Raw genomic sequence first — 15925 nt, 5'->3', positions numbered from 1 at the left:
CCTGACAGTGCGACCAGAGTTGCCCGACAGCAAGCTTTCGCCTACAAGGTTCCTGCGACAGGGAGAGCCCGACGCCCCCCCGTCACCCCGAACGACTCCTTGCTCCGCATCCATCAATGGCTATCCACGCACCACACCACAGGGGAAGACCGCCATGCACTTCGCCACCCTCGGCCCCGAGGACAGCAACCACGCCCTGGTGCTCGCCCGCTACCTCGATGATCGCAGGCTCAAGGAGCCTGACCTCACCGACATCGAGCCCCGGATCAGCCTGGTGGATGACTTCATCGGCGCCTTCGAGGAACTGGTCGCCGGGGGCTACGACTATGTGCTGCAGGTCAGCGCCCACCCCAGCCACGCCGACTGCGTCGGGCGCTTCATGCATCGCGCCTTTCCGGTGGACGCCTTCATCGCCCCCAGCCGCCCGCTGGCGCTGGTAGCCCGCGCTGACGTGGCCCAGCCGAAAAGCGTGCTGCGACAGCCCGCCACCCGCCACTACACCGACCTTTCGACCTTCGCGGAACACGACGCCCCCACCATCGTCGCCGCCCTCGAGCAACTGCTGGACGGCCAGGCCGACGCCGCCATCGTCGCCGAGGACGCCATCGAGCGTCATCCCGACCGGCTGCGGCTGATTCAGCCCCTGGGGCCCGCCCTGGATACCTGGATCCTTTACGCCAATCGGCCCCTGTTCCCGGACAGGGAGCAGGGGCCGATGCTGGGCGCCAACGACGCCATGGCAGAGCACTTCAGGGAAACGAGTCGTCGCGCGGATCGAGGCTAAACCTGACGGAGCGACGCGATACTTGCCACCACGCTTTTACACCGGCCAGGGTACGAAGATGACACCGAGCCCGAGTGCCACCAGGGCAGCCCTGAGCCACCAGGCGAAACGCCCGATCAGCCCGTAGGACACCAGGCCGAGGCCGATCAGCACGCCCAGGGTGGTGGCCAGGGCAGCGAAGACGCCGGAGCCAAGGTCGAGCAGCGCCGGGTGCGCGACCATCGCCAGCGGAATGACGTAGAGCCCGACCCCCAGCGCCATGGCCTTGCCCGCCACCTTCAGCCAGTTCTCGTCGGCCATGCCGGCGGCGATGAACACCGCACCACATACCGGTGGGGTGATGGTGGACAGCAGCGCGAACCAGAACACGAACAGGTGGGCGGTCAGCAGCGGCAGGCCCAGTTCGGTCAGCGCCGGCCCCGCCACCGAGACGCAGATGACGTAGGCGGCGGTAGTCGGCACCTCCATGCCCAGCACCAGGCAGGCCAGGGCGGTAAGCAGCAGCGCCGGCCACAGCTGCCCACCGGACAGCGACAGTATCGCCGAGGTGACCTTGACCCCGAGCCCGGTCAGCGACAGCACCCCGATGACCAGGGAGGCGCACAGGATGATCGCGCCGATGACCGCGATCTGGCGCCCGGCGGTCAGCGCTGCCTGGGCCAGGCGGGCGCGGAACTCCGTCCCCGACACCTTCAGCTCGGTGTTCATGGCCAACAGCGCAAGGCCTGCGAAGATCGCCACGCTGGCGGCGTACTGGGGGGTATTGCCGGCGTGGAAGATGCGCTCGAGCAGGATCGCAAAGGGCACCGCGAAGAAAAGTGCGGTGGTGATCACCTCACGCGCTGCCGGGCGGTCCTCGGCGGCCACCGGCTTGAGATCGAAACGGGTGGCGAAGGCGTTGATGCCGAGCCACACCGTGGCGAAGTAGAGAAAGGCCGGCAGCAGCGCCGCGGCCATGATCTCGGTGTAGGGGGTGCCGGTCAGCTCGACCATGACGAAGGCCCCTGCGCCCATCAACGGCGGCATGATCTGGCCCCCGGACGAGGCCACCGCTTCCACCGCCGCCGCCAGCGAGCGTGGATAGCCGAGTCGCGCCATGGACGGGATGGTGATGGCTCCGGTGGAAGCTACGTTGGCCGACGCCGAGCCCGAGATCGAGCCCATCAGCGCACTAGAAATCACCGATACCTTGGCGCCGCCACCGGTCAGGCGGCCCGCCGCGGCGCCGGCCAGGTTCATGAAGCCACGCCCCGCCTCGCCCGCGTTGAGCACCGCACCAAAGATCACGAAGATCGCCACCACCGAGACACTGACCCCGGTCAGCTTGCCCCACAGCCCGCCCTCGGCGATGGTCAGCGAACCGACCAGGCTGGCCATGGGCAGGCCAGGATGACCAAACTCGCCGGGCACGTACTGGCCCAGGGCCGCATAGCCCAGCGCGATCGCGGTCACCAGCGGCAGCGGCCAGCCGATGGCACGCCGGGCGGCCTCCAGCGCCACCACAATCAGCAGTAGACCCACCGCCATCTGCAGGGGGGTGTCGATAAAGCCGTACTGGCCGCTCAGGGCGTCCTCGTTCAAGGCAATATAGCCGCAGGCGGCGATACCGAGGGCGGTCAGCCCCAGGCCGCTGATGCGCTGCCACGGCGTGCGGGCGGAAAACACCAGCACCCAGGGCAACACCAGCGCCATGTGCAGTGGCCGACTGATCAGTGCCGGCGTCAGGCCGTGGAAGATCAACCCCAGGTGAAACACCACCGACAGGGCACCGAGCGCGATCCATAACGGGGCACCCGGCCACGGCGAACGAACAGGGTCACGCGCGTCAGCCGCTGCGGCCGACGAAGAAGCGTCGCTTGAGTTCATGAATTCAGCACATCATCGATGAAACGGAGCGGGCCCACAGGGGCCCGCCGGGTCGAGATCTGGGCAGGATCGTCTCAGCGCAGGGCCTCGGGCACCTTCACGTCGACCTCGTCGTAGTAGCGCAGGGCGCCGGGGTGCAGCGGCCCCTCGAGGTTGGTCAGCATCTGCGGCGAGATCGCCTGCCACCAGGGCGAGGTCTCGGCCATGGCCTCGCGGCGCTCCCAGAAGGTCCTGGTCAGGGTGTAGGCGGTGTCCTCGTCCATCGCGCTGGTGGTGTAGGCCACCACCGGCAGCGAGGTGGTCAGCACGTCCTCGTCGATACCGGCGTAGGTGCCGGCGGGGATGGTCTGGGGCGCGGCGCCGGTGGCCTCGACCTGTGCTTCGGTGAACGACACCAGGCCGACATCATGGCTCGCGGCGGTCTCGATCACGTTGGGTGCCGGGAAGGAGCTGGCGGTGGCAAAAGCGTCGATCTGGCCGTTCTTGAGCGCGTCGGGGGCGCTGCCCACGTCGGCATCGTCGACCTCGACCTGGTCGGCGAGCTCGAATAGCTCGAGATAGCGTGCGGCCTCGCGGGCACCGAAGGAGCCCTGGCCGATCAGCAGGTGCTTGCCGGCCAGTTCATCGATGCCGAGGGTGTCCTGCTCGCCCGCCACCACGAAGTGCATGGTCAGCGAGGGAATCGGGAAGAGTGCACGAATGTCCTGCAAGCGCGGATGGTTGCGACTCTCGAACGGGCCGGTACCCTCGCGGGCGCGGGTCACCAGGCCGGGCGGTGAGGTGAAGACGTAGTTGCCGGGACGCGCCATCACCTCCATGACGTTCTGCACCGAGCCCTGGCTCTCTTCCAGGGTCAGGGTCATGTCACCCTCGGTGCCGGCCTTGATCGCCTCGGACAGCTCCACTCCCATCTGGTAGTAGGCGGTGCCGGCGGAGGCGGACTTGTAGGTCAGGCGGGTCTGGGCGTGGGCGCTTGCGGCGGTCAGCACGACGCTACCGGCGAGCACAGCCGTCAGGGCCTTGAGGCCACGGCTTCGAAGATGACGCATTGAGGGGGTCTCCAGTCGACAGCGGGCGTGGCCAGTGCCTCGTTTTGCTTATGCTCCCGCCAGGCTTCAGGATCTGGCGGGAATGGCCGGCCAACAGCATATTCGACTGGCGTGATTCGTGCCACGGCGCCAAGACACTCGTGGCCCCAAGAAAAAGTCGCGGGCGCCGAGCATAGCGACGCCCGTGGCCAATGATGTCAGACGCCCGCGCTATCAGGGCAGGCAGCGTGACACCAGTTTCAGCGGTAGAAGGCGGGACGCTCGGCCAACGCGATCGGCTCGACCTGCTGCGAATGCCGCGCCTTGACGCAGGCGTCACTGGTCACCGCCGCCACATAGCCATCCCAGGCGGTAGGGCCATGCCGCTCGCCCTTGGCGGTGGCATCGACCCACTCCTGAAACTCCACATCGAAGGCGTCGATAAAGCGGTCCTTCCAGTGGGTGATCACGCCCAGAGAATCCCGTGCGCTGTGACGCAGCGGCACGCTCGCCGGTTGCGGCAGATCGGCAACGCCGCTCTCCCCCACCAGTTCGCAGCGAATGTCATAGCCGTACTGGCAGTTGAGGAAGCTCTCGATGGTGATGACCATGCCCTTGCGGGTGCGCAGGATGATCAGCGAGGGGTCCTGCAGATCACCCTCCACCAGGCTGGAAACCCGCGGCTGGATGACCTGGGCGCTGACGTAGTCGTCCTCCAGCAGCCAGCGCATCACGTCGAACTCGTGGACGCAGGAATCGATCAGGCCCGCATCGCCGGAGAAGTTGGCCTGGGCATTGCGATGCGCGCACTTGGCGATCAGCGGCTGGCCGATGCCACCCTCGTCGAGCAGCGCCTTCAGCTGGCGGTAAGCCCAGTCGAAACGGCGCATGAAGCCTACCTGGACCAGCGCACGACCCGAGGCAATCTCGGCCTCGACGATACGCAGGCAGCCCTCGGCGGTGGTGGCCAGTGGCTTTTCGCAGAATACCGGCTTGCCCGCCTCGATGGCGGCCAGTACGAATTCCTCGTGGGTCGGTCCCCAGGAGGTCACCACCACGGCGTCGACCTCGGCGGCGTTGATGACGTCGTGGCCGCTGGCATAGGCCCTGGCCTCGATGCCGACCTCGTCGATGGCGGCCTGCGCCTGCTCGAGGCCGACATCACTGGCGGCCACCACCCTCGCACCCTTGAGGGTATGGTTCAGCCGGCGCATATGTTCCTTGCCGATGGCTCCGGTACCGATGATGCCGATAGATAGCGTCATGTCTGGCTCCTTTCTGTTATTGACCACTTGTTGAAATCGCACCTGCTGCCCTCCCATGGGTCGAAAACGTCGTGTGGGCAGCGTCGAGGCTCTACCAGCGTCGCGGCGCTGGTGCCAGAGCCAGGTGGCGTGGCCGCCCGATCGCTCGGGCGGCCATGTCACTTAGCCTTGTTGAGGGTTGGGGTCATCACACATGGGGATCGTCTGCGGCAAGCGCCGCCGCCGGGCGACGACGATGAATCCAGATCGAAGCGCACACGAAGTACACCAGCGACAGCGGAATCACCAGCCACTTGAAGGTTTCCACGTAGTCGACGACAGCGGCGTTGTCACCGGTCCATGACCACAGTGCCGCCAGGATGATGATCACCAGGCAGGCAAACGAGATCAGGTACAGCGGATCACGACGATTGACCGCGGGCTGCGCCTGGGGCGACTCGCCGGGCAGTTCCGGCGGATCCACCGGGCCATAGGCCTCTTCGTAATAGTCGATACCGGACTCGGTGTTCGCGCCCATCCGGCGGCACAGCAGCGGGTAGAGCAGAAAGCTCAGGGTCCACACCGGGAGAAACACGACAAACAGATGCACCTGGGGCAGGGCAATGAGCACGACGCCGAGGATCACCCCGATGGCCCAGGTCAGCATGGCCGGACGATTGTCCTCGAGCCCCTGATGTTCGCGCCACAGCGGGCGGATCGACAGGCGCGGCAGCAGGAAATGCTCGGCGGCGATGATCGCGCCGATGGGGGCCATCATCATCACGAAGTAGGACAGGACGTTGAGCAGCGAACCGAAGACGAACGGGAAGCAGGCGACGACCGTGGTGGCAGCCCCCACCACCAGGGCAACGTTGAACGGCTTGTGACGATGGAACACCGCCTGGAATGCGAGCCCAGAGCGATAGAGGCTGGGGATCGAAGTGGTCCAGCCGGCGATCACTACCGCCACCAGCCCCATGGCGCCGAGCAGACGGAAGGCGATGGCGCCCGGATCAAGATCGACCATGGCTTCCTTGAGCAGCATCGCCGAGGTGGCGCCAAGGATGCCCGCACAGACCCAGGCCATGAAGTGGCCGATGTACATGCCAGAGGCCGAAAAGTAGCCGTAGGAGGACTTGCGCGCGAAGCGCAGGATGCTCATGTCGCTCATGCCGAGGTGCATCGGCAGGTTGATGCCCCAGGCCCAGGCGGCGATGACCCACATGTTGATGCCAGGCTCGCCTTCGGGAGTAACGCCGGTCCACACCAGTGCACCGAGCACATTGCCCAGGCCATCGATGCCTTGCTCGGCGCCCAGGTGGGTGACGATGGGGATCGACAGGATACCGCTGACCAGGAACATGATCGCCATCCAGGGCGCGCATACGGTGGAAAAGTTGGCGATGCGCTTGAAGCCCTTGAGTGTCAGCCAGACGGTAAAGGCGCCGACCAGCAACGCCAGGATCACGAAGCTGGCACTGGTGGGATAGAGTCCCACCTGGGGCGGAATATCGGTCAGCACCCGGAAGGCCGAGGCCGAGACCGTGATCATGGCGCCGGCGATGACGGCGTAGAAGACACCATTGAGGATGTTGTAGACGGTGGAAATTTTCTTGCCGGCAAGCCGGGCCAGGAACCAGTACACCGTCATGCGGGTGCGGGTAGCCACCGGACTGCAGATCCAGGCCCAGGACAGCACCGCCATGAAATTACCGAGAATCAGGCCCCAGATCAGATCACCGGTGGAAACACCTAAGGTGACCAGCGCTGCGCCGATGACGAATTCGGTGCCGGCCACGTGCTCACCGGAGTAGGCCCCGAGAAAGTACTTGCCGCTCAACTGCCGGCTGGGGGGAATGCGTTGATATTCGAGCTCTTCGCTCTGGGCGTTGTCGTCCGCTGTCGCGGTCGCCTGCGCCCCTGCCGCTTCTGTGCTCATAACGTTGTCCACTTGTTATTGGAGGATCGATGGCCCTTGTGACCGGTTGCAAACGGTCAGGACTCCAACCTCGGCGGTCCATGCTTTTCCACGGCCCGCACCAAATGAAACATACATTCCGAAAGAAAAAACAACAAACCAAACGTTCTATACTTTAGTCGACTCGAACGCCTGATCCGACAAAATTGTAAATAACGTAATCCATGACGACACCTTTAACTGAATTGGCGCACACAAACATCATCTATCCGCCTTAACCACTCGCTCCAGTCCCACGCTTCAACACCTGCCGCGATAGCCAAAAAGAAGGCGCCGGATTCAGCGCCTTGGCAAGCGTGAAACGGCGCAACCGGATAGCATCCGCCCCCGGTACGCCGCAGCATCGCCGACGGGACAGGGCACCAACGCCGAAGCGGGACGCTTGATGCATCGCCAAGGCGACACACGCACCGCTACGGCGTCATACGCAGTCACAGGACCACAGCTACAGCTACAGCGTCGGCATGGTGAAGTGACCGCCGCTATCACGTACCTCGCTGGGCCAGCGCTGGGTGATGGTCTTCATGCGGGTGTAGAAGCGCACGCCGTCGGGGCCATGCATATGCAGCGGGCCGAACAGCGAGCGCTTCCAGCCGCCAAAGCTGTGAAAGGCCATGGGCACCGGGATCGGCACGTTGACGCCGACCATGCCGACCTGAATGCGCTCGCAGTACTGGCGAGCGGCGGCGCCGTCACGGGTAAAGATGGCGGTACCATTGCCGTATTCGTGGTCGTTGACCATGGCCAGGGCGTCTTCGAAGCTGTCGACGCGGGCGATCGCCAGCACCGGGCCAAAGATTTCCTCGCGGTGGATGCGCATGCCCGGCGTGACGTGGTCGAACAGCGACCCCCCGACGAAGAAGCCATTGCCGGCGTTGTCGATAGTCGCCTCGCGTCCGTCCACCACCAGCTCGGCGCCCTCGTCGACGCCGGCCTGGATATAGCCGACCACCTTGTCCAGGTGAGCGCGGGTGACCAGCGGCCCCATGTCGTGGTCGGGCCCCTCCTTGATGCCGGGGCCGACGCTCAGCGTCTGCAGCCGTTCGACCAGCTTGGCGCGCAACCGCTCGGCGGTCTCCTCGCCCACCGGCACCGCCACCGAGATCGCCATGCAGCGCTCGCCGGCGCTGCCGTAGGCCGCGCCCATCAACGCATCCACCGCCTGGTCGAGGTCGGCATCGGGCATCACCACCATGTGGTTCTTGGCGCCGCCCAGCGCCTGAACCCGCTTGCCGTGGGCAGACGCCGTGGCGTAGATGTATTCGGCGATGGGCGTCGAGCCGACGAAGCTGACCGCCTGCACCCGCTCATCGGTGAGCAGCACGTCCACGCTCTCCTTGTCGCCATTGACCACGTTAAACACGCCGTCCGGCAGGCCGGCTTGCTTGAGCAGCTCGGCCAGACGCATCGGCGTGGACGGATCCTTCTCCGATGGCTTCATCACGAAGGTGTTGCCACAGGCCAGCGCCACCGGGAACATCCACATCGGTACCATGGCCGGGAAGTTGAACGGTGAGATGCCGGCGCACACGCCCAGCGGCTGCATCAGCGAGAAGCTGTCGACACCGGTGCCGACGTTGAGGGAATGTTCGCCCTTCTGCAGGTGCGGTATGCCGCAGGCGAATTCCACCACCTCGAGCCCGCGTGTCAGCTCGCCCTTGGCGTCGGAGAACACCTTGCCGTGCTCGGAGGAAATCAGCCGCGCGATCTCGTCGGCGTGCTCTTCCACCAGCGCCTTGAACTTGAACAGAATGCGTGAACGCTTGAGCGGTGACATTTTGGCCCAGCCGGGGAAGGCTTCGTCGGCGACGCGGATGGCGTCACGGGTCTCGTCGGCGCTGGACAGTGCTACCTGACGTGTCACCTCGCCGCTGGCCGGGTCGAAGACCTCGGCAGTGCGGCCACTGTGGCTGGCCTGGGGCTGGCCGGCGATAAAGTTGCCCAGAATGGTCATGCGGTGCTCCTGATACAAAGAGTTATCGAACAGATGACTGAAGACATCGGCACGGGGGTCGCTGTCACGAGGCCAGGGCCAGCCCGGCCTCGTCGCAGCAGCGTGCAAGATGGTCATAGCCCTTGCGGGCATAGGTCAGTGGATGGGCCACGGCGGGATCCTGCTCGGCCTCCACCACCACCCAGCCCTGGTAGTCGTGCGCGACCAGCCCCTGGAACAACCGGCCATAGTCGATGAAGCCATCACCGGGCACGGTGAACATGCCGTCCAGTACCCCTTCCAGGAAGCTCCGGTTGCGGTTGCGCACATCGGCCAGCACCTCGGCACGGATATCCTTGCAGTGCACATGGTTGACGCGTGCAGCGTGACGCTCGAGCACGCCGAACGGATCGCCACCGGCAGCCACCAGGTGGCCGGTGTCCAGCAGCAGGCCCAGCGCCGGTCCGGTGGCCGCCATCAGCCGGTCGATGTCGGCCTCGGATTCCACCAGCGTTCCCAGATGGTGGTGATAGGCGATCTGCACGCCCTCGCGCTGGCAGTGTTCGGCCACCTGGTCAAGGCGCTCGGTAAACAGCGTCCATTCCTCGTCGCTCATGGTGGGGCGATGGCTCAGCGGTACCCCCATCTGTCCATGCACGCAGCGCGAGACCTCGCAGAACACCATGACCCTGGCGCCGAGCGCCTTGAGCAGTTCCAGATGGGGCGTCAGCGCTGCGATCTCCTCCTCGGCGCTGCGGGTCAAAAGCTCGGCGCTGTACCAGCCTGACACCAGCGACAGTTGGTGACGCTCGAGGATCGGCCCCAGGGTGGCGGCGTCGCGGGGGAACTTGTGGCCCAGCTCGAAGCCGTCGAAACCGGCCTCTCGTCCCTCGGCGAGGCAGGTCTCCAGCGGGGTGTCTCCGCCCAGCGAGGGCAGGTCATCATTGGTCCAGGTCAGGGGGTTGATGCCCAGTCTTATGCTCATGGCGTCCTCCGGCGTTCGGTGCTCCAGGCGCCGGCGCGCCTGGAATATTTGGTTGTTGTGGCAGAGCGGACTCGGGCCTAGAGATTTCTGGCCTGACGCGCCTTGTGGGACTGATAGCGCTCGCGGGCGTCCACCACCTCCTGACGCGGCGAGACTTCAGGCACCGCCACGTCCCACCAGGCACCACCTTCCTTGGTGTCGTTGAGGCCATCGGTGTCGATGGCGATCACATAGCTGATGTCGGACGCCTTGGCGCGCTCGAGGGCCTGCTCAAGCTCAGCGATATTGGCGACCTTCTCGCTATTGGCGCCCAGGGCGGCGGCGTGGGCGGCGAAGTCGGTCTTGGGCGCGCCGGCCTCGACGCTCAGGCAGTCCTCCAGCCGGTTGTTGAAGCCGGGGCCGCCGCAGAATTGCTGAAGTCGATGGATGCAGCCATAGCCGCGATTGTCGAGCACCACCGCGATGATCTTGTGCCCCAGCATTACCGAGGTGGCGATCTCCGAGTTCATCATCAGGTAGGAGCCGTCACCGACCATCACGAACACCTCTGAATCGGGCAGCGCCATCTTGGTGCCGAGGCCTCCGGCAAGTTCGTAGCCCATGCAGGAGTAGCCGTATTCCATGTGGTAGCCGCGATCGAAGCGAGTACGCCACAGTTTCTGCAGCTCGCCCGGCAGCCCCCCCGCGGCACACACCACGATGTCGCGTTCGCCGGCGGCGCGGTTGACCGCCCCCACCACCTCGGCGTCACAGGGCAGCCCGGTGCCGCGATCCTGGGTCACCCGTTCCACGGTGGCATTCCAGTCATCGCGCAGCGCGGCCGCCCGCTCGCTCCAGGACGAGGCCGGCCGCCACGGGGCGGTGCCCTGCTCGAGCCCGTCCTTCAGGCTGACAAGGCTCAGGCGGGCATCGCCCACCAGCGGCTGGGCGTAGTGCTTGACCGCATCGAAGGAGGCCACGTTGAGACACAGTATCTTCGCCTCGGGGTTGATCAGCGCCCGGGAGCCAGAGGCGAAATCGCCAAGCCGGGTGCCCACGGCGATGATCAGATCCGCTTCCTGGGCCAAGCTGTTGGCGGCGGCTGAACCGGTCACACCCAGGGTGCCGACGTTGCTGGCATGGTCCCAGGGCAGCGCGCCCTTGCCCGCCTGGGTCTCGGTCACTGGCACCTGGTAGCGGCTGACGAAGGCGTCGAGCTCAGCCAGCGCCTCGGCGTAGTGGACGCCGCCACCGGCCACCAGCAGCGGTCGCTCGGCCGAGCGGATCAAGGCGATGGCTTCGTCGAGCTCGCGCGGGTCGGCGGCCTGACGGCGCAGGTGGTGTACCTTCTCGGCAAAGAAGTGCTCGGGGTAGTCGTAGGCCTCGGTCTGGATGTCCTGGGGCAGCGCCAGAGTCACCGGACCACACTCCACCGGGTCAGTCAGCACCCGCATCGCCTGGGGCAGCGACGTCAGCAGTTGCTCCGGCCGGGTGATGCGATCGAAGAAGCGACTCACCGGCTTGAAGCAGTCGTTGGAGGTCAGGGTGTGGTCGTGGAAGTTCTCGACCTGCTGCAGCACCGGATCGGGCTTGCGCGTGGCGAAGGTGTCGCCCGGCAGCAGCAGTAGCGGCAGTCGATTGACGTGGGCCACCGCCGCCGCGGTTACCATGTTCACCGAACCAGGACCGGCGGAGGCGGTACAGGCCATCACCTGGCGCCGATTGAGCGTCTTGGTGAAGGCAATGGCGGCGTGGCACATGGCCTGCTCGTTGTGGGCGCGGTAGGTCGGCAGCGTCTCACGGGCCTGATACAGCGCCTCGCCGAGACCAGCCACGTTGCCGTGGCCGAAGATCGCCCAGACGCCGGGAAACAGCGGCTTGATCTGGCCGGCGACGTTCACCTTCTGGGCCTGCATGTAGCGGATCACCGCCTGGGACATGGTCAGTCGAATCGTGGACATGGCAATGCTCTCGGAGATGGCTGCCGGGTCCTGAGAGGACCCGGATTATCGTTATCTTGGTCATGGTCTGGGAGCGCTACCACGCTCACCCCCATTTCGCTCATTCTCGTTCAGACGCTCTGGCGTTCTTTCCAGCAGTCCACCAGTTCGCGGTAATTGGCGACGACATCGTCGATCAGCGCCTGGTCGTCGGCCTCGCCGGCGAGCCAGCGACGGCTGGGCTCGGCAAAGATCGAGCGCCCCACCGCGAAGCCCTTGCACACGTCGAACCCGGCACTGTCCATGAAGCCCTTCTTGAGCATCTCGAGGGGCGCATCGAGCCCCAGCATCACCACGCCGCGACAGTGGGGGGCCCGTCGTGCCAGCAGCACGCTGATGCGCTCCCAGGCCGCGGGGGTCTGCGGCGGCAGCTTCCACCAGTCGGGATAGACGCCGAGGTTGTAAAAGCGCTGCATGGCGTTGAGAAAGGTATCGTCATCGCTTTGCTGATCCTTGGGCGGAATGATCTCGAGCAGCAGCTCGTGCCCGGTCCGGAGGCAGGCGTCATACAGCTCCACCACCTGGCGCTCCTGGGTGCGGCGCAGGTCGAGCTGGTCCTCCGGGTGGTAGAACACCAGGCACTTGACGATGTGCTCGCGAGGCCAGGCGGCCAGTCGGGCACCGATATTGCGCCCGCCTTCCAGCTCGATGGGACGCGAGCTCGGCAACTCCACCGGGCGGCCAATCCACCAGCCGCGCCCGGTCACGTCGTTGAGTGCATCCTGACCGTAGGTGTCGTCGATCAGCACGCCCATCTGGCTGTCACCGATATGTCCGGCGCCCTGCTCCGCCGCCTGCACCAGCAGCCGTTTCAACGTCTTGATCCTTCCAGGGTCGGCGCCGACCTCCCGGGCCATGTCGTAGAATTGCTTGCGATGGTCGAAGGCCAGCACGCACAGATCCGACCACTGCGTCGGGCTACGCTGGGTGGTGACCCGGTGCAGGTGGTTGAGCCGCGTGTCCAGGTCGGGACGCGGGATATCCTCGGCGCGACTCAGGTAGTCGTCGAGTTCCTCGCTGCTGGGAATCGCCGGGGCACAGCCGTGGCGGGAGACCACCAGGGCCCCGCAGGCGTTGGCGTAGGCACAGCTTTGCTCATGACTTTCGCCGTTGAGCCAGCCGCGCAGAAAACCGCTGAGGAAGGCGTCACCGGCACCCAGCACATTGAGCACCTCGACACGTACCCCGGTGAATACCTCGAACTCGGACTCGCTGTCGGGAATCTCACCGTCGAGCACGGTGCAGCCCTGCGCCCCCAGCTTGAGCACGATGGAGGCATCGCTCAGCTCGCGAATGCGCTTGAGCGCGGTGATGGTGTCGGTGCTGCCACCGGCGATGTGGACCTCTTCCTCGGTGCCGACCACCAGGTCCAGGTCCGGCAGAATGGTCTGCAGGTGGGCGCTGACACCATCATCGGAGATAAAGCGGGTCTCGCCGTCACCCAGCGAGGTCAGGCCCCACAGCACCGGACGATAGTCGATATCGAGAATCACCTTGGTGCCGGCCGCCTTGGCGTATTCGATGGCGGTCTTGCTGGCCTGATAGGTGCCGTCGGTGGAGAAATGGGTACCGGTGATCAACAGCGCCCGACTGGAGGCGATGAACTCGGGATCCATGTCATCGGCACTGATCGCCATGTCGGCGCAATTGTCGCGATAGAAGATCAGCGGAAAGGTGTCCTGATCCTTGATGCCCAGGATCACCAGACCGGTGAGTCGTTCCTGGTCGGTGATGACCTGACTGACGTCCACGCCCACCCGGGCCAGTTCCTCGCGTACGAAGCGCCCCATGTGCTCGTCGCCGACCCGCGTCAGCATGGCAGACTTCAGCCCCATGCGAGCGGTACCGTAGGCGATATTGGCCGACGAGCCGCCGAGGTACTTGTTGAAGGACGACATGTCCTCGAGCCGGCTGCCGATCTGTTCGCCGTAGAAATCCACGGCCGCTCGGCCCAGGCAGATTAGGTCCAGCGTCTTGTTGGTGGTCATGGCGTCACCCTGGTGTGGTCACGATAAGCCGTGCTCTGCCCGTGACGGGCGTCCCGACGACTTTGGATTGTTCGTTCTATTTGAATCCATGATAGAACTGATATTCCACTCGTTCAATCTCTGGAACAGCCGATTCAGTTCATCTTTGGTCGTAGCAGTGTCCGGGAAGCACGGGAGCCTGCCGTTACGCTACCGGGCGGCAAGTCGCCCCGCCCGGTGGCGTCGGACAGGGCGTGGAGGTAGCGCGGCCAGGACGAGCCTCAGCGTGGGTTGAAGTAGGTATCGACGTAGCGCTGGATCTCCTGGCGCATAAAGCGCGAGGAGTCTTCGGCGCGCTCTTCCCAGGCGAACACACAGGCGGTCATGATGCCGTCGAAGCCGACCTCGGCCAGCGTCTTGAAGAACAGATCCCAGTCGATCTCGCCCTGGCCGATATCCAGATGCTGGTGGATGCGTGCGGTGGAGCCCGGCGGATTGATGATGTAGCGCAGCCCCGACGATCCCTTGTGATTGAAGGTATCCGCCACGTGGACGTGGGCCAGCACCGGGGCGCTGTCACGGATCATCTGCGCCATGTCATCGCCAAAGTGGAAGGTATGGGGTGCGCAGTAGAGAAACTTCACGTTGTCCGAGTCGATGGTACGAATCATGTCCACCGCCGGGTGCAGCGTCTCGACAAAGTCATCCGGGTGTGGCTCGACGTTGAGCTGGATGCCTTCGCGCTCGAAGATCGGTACCAGCTCCTCCATCGAGCGCCACCAGGCGGCCTCGCTGGATTCGGTGGTGGCGCCGCCATGGCAGCAGGCTGAGCAACTGCCACGCTCGGGGTGCGGGCCACGACCGAACTCGGAGTTCATGGTGTCCACACCCATTTCCACCGCCACCTCGATGGCCTTCTTCCAGTACTTCACCGCCGCCTGGCGCTCGTCCTCGTGGGGACTGGCCCAGCGGAACATCGGCAGCAGCGAGGCGATCTCGACCTCGCTGTCCTTGAGCGCCTGCTTGAAGGAGCGCAGGCGGGACGGGAACACCCGGGGGTGGACGAACCAGTCGAAGAAGTCATCCCGGGGCGACAGCTCGAGATAGTCGTATCCCAGGTCCTTGGCCAGGCGCGGCAGCTTTTCCAGGGGCACGTGGCGATGCATGAAGGGGTCGAGGGCGATTTTCATGGAAGTCTCCTTATCATTGTTCACGCTCAGGTTCAGGACGTTGTCACTGAACCAGGTGGGTGGCGTTCAGCACGACACGGGCGGATCGCAGCGTGGTCAACCTCGATGGATGTGGCGGTCACGGCGGCGATTCAGGCCACTCCATCGCGGATGACGTCAATGCTGCGCGCGAGGGCATCCGCCGGATCCTGCAGCGCGTGTACCGACTCGGCGAAGGGCTCGAAGGACAGGTAACCGCGATAACCATCGGCGAGCAGGCGACGCACCTGTTCGACGTTGTCGAGGCGATCGCCCTCACCCACCAGCACCCGGTCGCCGTCGAGCATGGCGTCGAAGGTCAGCGTCGGATCCTCGACGCCGGACAGGTGAACCAGGCCGGTGCGCGCGGCGAACAGTGACTCTTCACCGGCCCCTCGATGGTGAAAGGTGTCGTGCACCAGCGAAAAGCGCGCCGGCTCCGATGGCCCCAGGATGGCGACGGCCTCGTCGATGGCGGCCACAGCGTCAGCCTTGAGTCGCAACGACGAGTCAGGAAAGCCCAGTGGCTCGACGAACCCCACGAGCCCGTGACGATCCAGGATTGCCCCCAGCTCCACCAGCGCCTTGGTCACATCGGTGGCTGTTGGTGCATCTTCGGGCGTGGCGACCAGCGGACACAGCACCAGCCCCCGGGCGCCCGCCGCCGCTGCCCGTTCGACCAGGTGCTCGGCCTGAACGGCGCGCTCCTTGTCCCACACATTGAACGGATACAGCGCATTGACGCTGAGCACGCTCAGACCCAGCTCCCGGGCCAGCTCTCCGGCGGCAACGGCCTGCTCGAGGGTCGCCAGGCTGTTGTCGCCGACATCGTTGCGCAGCTCCACCGCGTCGATGCCGAGCTCGACGGCCAGGCGCATCAGCTGCTCGATGGAGTAGCGAGGACAGACCATATGGTTAAGGGCAAAGTGCAGTGATCGAGATGGCATGGGGCG

11 protein-coding genes are annotated in these 15925 nt (G+C 65.3%); 1 reads left to right on the top strand and 10 read right to left on the bottom strand.

Annotated features, from left to right (window positions below; translation table 11 throughout):
- Nucleotides 1–154: 154 nt before the first annotated feature.
- The gene (locus tag RBB39_RS01525; RefSeq protein WP_071211124.1) at nucleotides 155–784 is read left to right on the top strand and encodes a hypothetical protein; all 630 of its coding nucleotides are present in this window, start codon (nucleotides 155–157) and stop codon (nucleotides 782–784) included.
- Between the two features lie 36 nt (nucleotides 785–820).
- Here RBB39_RS01525 and RBB39_RS01520 read toward each other — a convergent pair whose 3' ends face one another.
- The 10 genes from RBB39_RS01520 to RBB39_RS01475 all read right to left on the bottom strand — a co-directional run bounded on the left by RBB39_RS01520 (nucleotide 821) and on the right by RBB39_RS01475 (nucleotide 15919).
- Entirely contained in the window at nucleotides 821–2650 is a 1830-nt protein-coding gene (locus RBB39_RS01520) for a TRAP transporter fused permease subunit (RefSeq protein WP_083970441.1), read from the bottom strand.
- A 74-nt stretch (nucleotides 2651–2724) separates the two neighbouring features.
- Nucleotides 2725–3699 (bottom strand): TAXI family TRAP transporter solute-binding subunit, encoded by a 975-nt coding sequence (locus RBB39_RS01515; RefSeq protein WP_045993161.1) that lies wholly within the window; start codon nucleotides 3697–3699, stop codon nucleotides 2725–2727.
- Nucleotides 3700–3938: 239 nt separating this feature from the next.
- Nucleotides 3939–4943: a Gfo/Idh/MocA family protein gene (locus RBB39_RS01510; RefSeq protein ID WP_045993160.1), complete on the bottom strand. Its 1005-nt coding sequence runs from the start codon at nucleotides 4941–4943 to the stop codon at nucleotides 3939–3941.
- Nucleotides 4944–5130: 187 nt separating this feature from the next.
- On the bottom strand, nucleotides 5131–6861 hold the full coding sequence (locus tag RBB39_RS01505) for a cytosine permease (protein ID WP_108131839.1): 1731 nt from the start codon (nucleotides 6859–6861) through the stop codon (nucleotides 5131–5133).
- Between the two features lie 490 nt (nucleotides 6862–7351).
- On the bottom strand, nucleotides 7352–8854 hold the full coding sequence (locus RBB39_RS01500; protein ID WP_045993158.1) for a CoA-acylating methylmalonate-semialdehyde dehydrogenase: 1503 nt from the start codon (nucleotides 8852–8854) through the stop codon (nucleotides 7352–7354).
- Between the two features lie 64 nt (nucleotides 8855–8918).
- The gene (gene iolE / locus RBB39_RS01495) at nucleotides 8919–9818 is read right to left on the bottom strand and encodes a myo-inosose-2 dehydratase (protein WP_045993157.1); all 900 of its coding nucleotides are present in this window, start codon (nucleotides 9816–9818) and stop codon (nucleotides 8919–8921) included.
- Between the two features lie 77 nt (nucleotides 9819–9895).
- Nucleotides 9896–11758, bottom strand: coding sequence for a 3D-(3,5/4)-trihydroxycyclohexane-1,2-dione acylhydrolase (decyclizing) (gene iolD / locus RBB39_RS01490; RefSeq protein ID WP_045993156.1), 1863 nt, complete (start codon nucleotides 11756–11758; stop codon nucleotides 9896–9898).
- A 110-nt stretch (nucleotides 11759–11868) separates the two neighbouring features.
- A complete protein-coding gene (gene iolC / locus RBB39_RS01485) occupies nucleotides 11869–13785 on the bottom strand; it encodes a 5-dehydro-2-deoxygluconokinase (protein ID WP_045993155.1) in 1917 nt (638 codons plus the stop codon).
- Between the two features lie 260 nt (nucleotides 13786–14045).
- Complete coding sequence (locus RBB39_RS01480) at nucleotides 14046–14954, bottom strand: sugar phosphate isomerase/epimerase family protein (protein WP_045993154.1); 909 nt, start codon at nucleotides 14952–14954, stop codon at nucleotides 14046–14048.
- A gap of 131 nt (nucleotides 14955–15085) precedes the next feature.
- Complete coding sequence (locus tag RBB39_RS01475; RefSeq protein WP_045993153.1) at nucleotides 15086–15919, bottom strand: TIM barrel protein; 834 nt, start codon at nucleotides 15917–15919, stop codon at nucleotides 15086–15088.
- Between the last annotated feature and the right edge of the window lie 6 nt (nucleotides 15920–15925).

Source organism: Halomonas sp. MMSF_3323 (assembly GCF_030733595.1).
GTDB lineage: Bacteria > Pseudomonadota > Gammaproteobacteria > Pseudomonadales > Halomonadaceae > Halomonas > Halomonas litopenaei.
The sequence above is the reverse complement of the archived record's forward strand: the minus strand, read 5'-3'. Positions and strand labels throughout refer to the sequence as shown.

What these genes read in the sequence shown, in the direction of transcription:
- RBB39_RS01505 (WP_108131839.1), bottom strand. Translation starts at nt 6,861, where the DNA reads ATGAGCACAGAAGCGGCAGGGGCGCAGGCGACCGCGACAGCGGACGAC.
- RBB39_RS01525 (WP_071211124.1), top strand. Translation starts at nt 155, where the DNA reads ATGCACTTCGCCACCCTCGGCCCCGAGGACAGCAACCACGCCCTGGTG.
- iolC (WP_045993155.1), bottom strand. Translation starts at nt 13,785, where the DNA reads ATGACCACCAACAAGACGCTGGACCTAATCTGCCTGGGCCGAGCGGCC.
- iolE (WP_045993157.1), bottom strand. Translation starts at nt 9,818, where the DNA reads ATGAGCATAAGACTGGGCATCAACCCCCTGACCTGGACCAATGATGAC.
- iolD (WP_045993156.1), bottom strand. Translation starts at nt 11,758, where the DNA reads ATGTCCACGATTCGACTGACCATGTCCCAGGCGGTGATCCGCTACATG.
- RBB39_RS01500 (WP_045993158.1), bottom strand. Translation starts at nt 8,854, where the DNA reads ATGACCATTCTGGGCAACTTTATCGCCGGCCAGCCCCAGGCCAGCCAC.
- RBB39_RS01520 (WP_083970441.1), bottom strand. Translation starts at nt 2,650, where the DNA reads ATGAACTCAAGCGACGCTTCTTCGTCGGCCGCAGCGGCTGACGCGCGT.
- RBB39_RS01475 (WP_045993153.1), bottom strand. Translation starts at nt 15,919, where the DNA reads ATGCCATCTCGATCACTGCACTTTGCCCTTAACCATATGGTCTGTCCT.
- RBB39_RS01480 (WP_045993154.1), bottom strand. Translation starts at nt 14,954, where the DNA reads ATGAAAATCGCCCTCGACCCCTTCATGCATCGCCACGTGCCCCTGGAA.
- RBB39_RS01515 (WP_045993161.1), bottom strand. Translation starts at nt 3,699, where the DNA reads ATGCGTCATCTTCGAAGCCGTGGCCTCAAGGCCCTGACGGCTGTGCTC.
- RBB39_RS01510 (WP_045993160.1), bottom strand. Translation starts at nt 4,943, where the DNA reads ATGACGCTATCTATCGGCATCATCGGTACCGGAGCCATCGGCAAGGAA.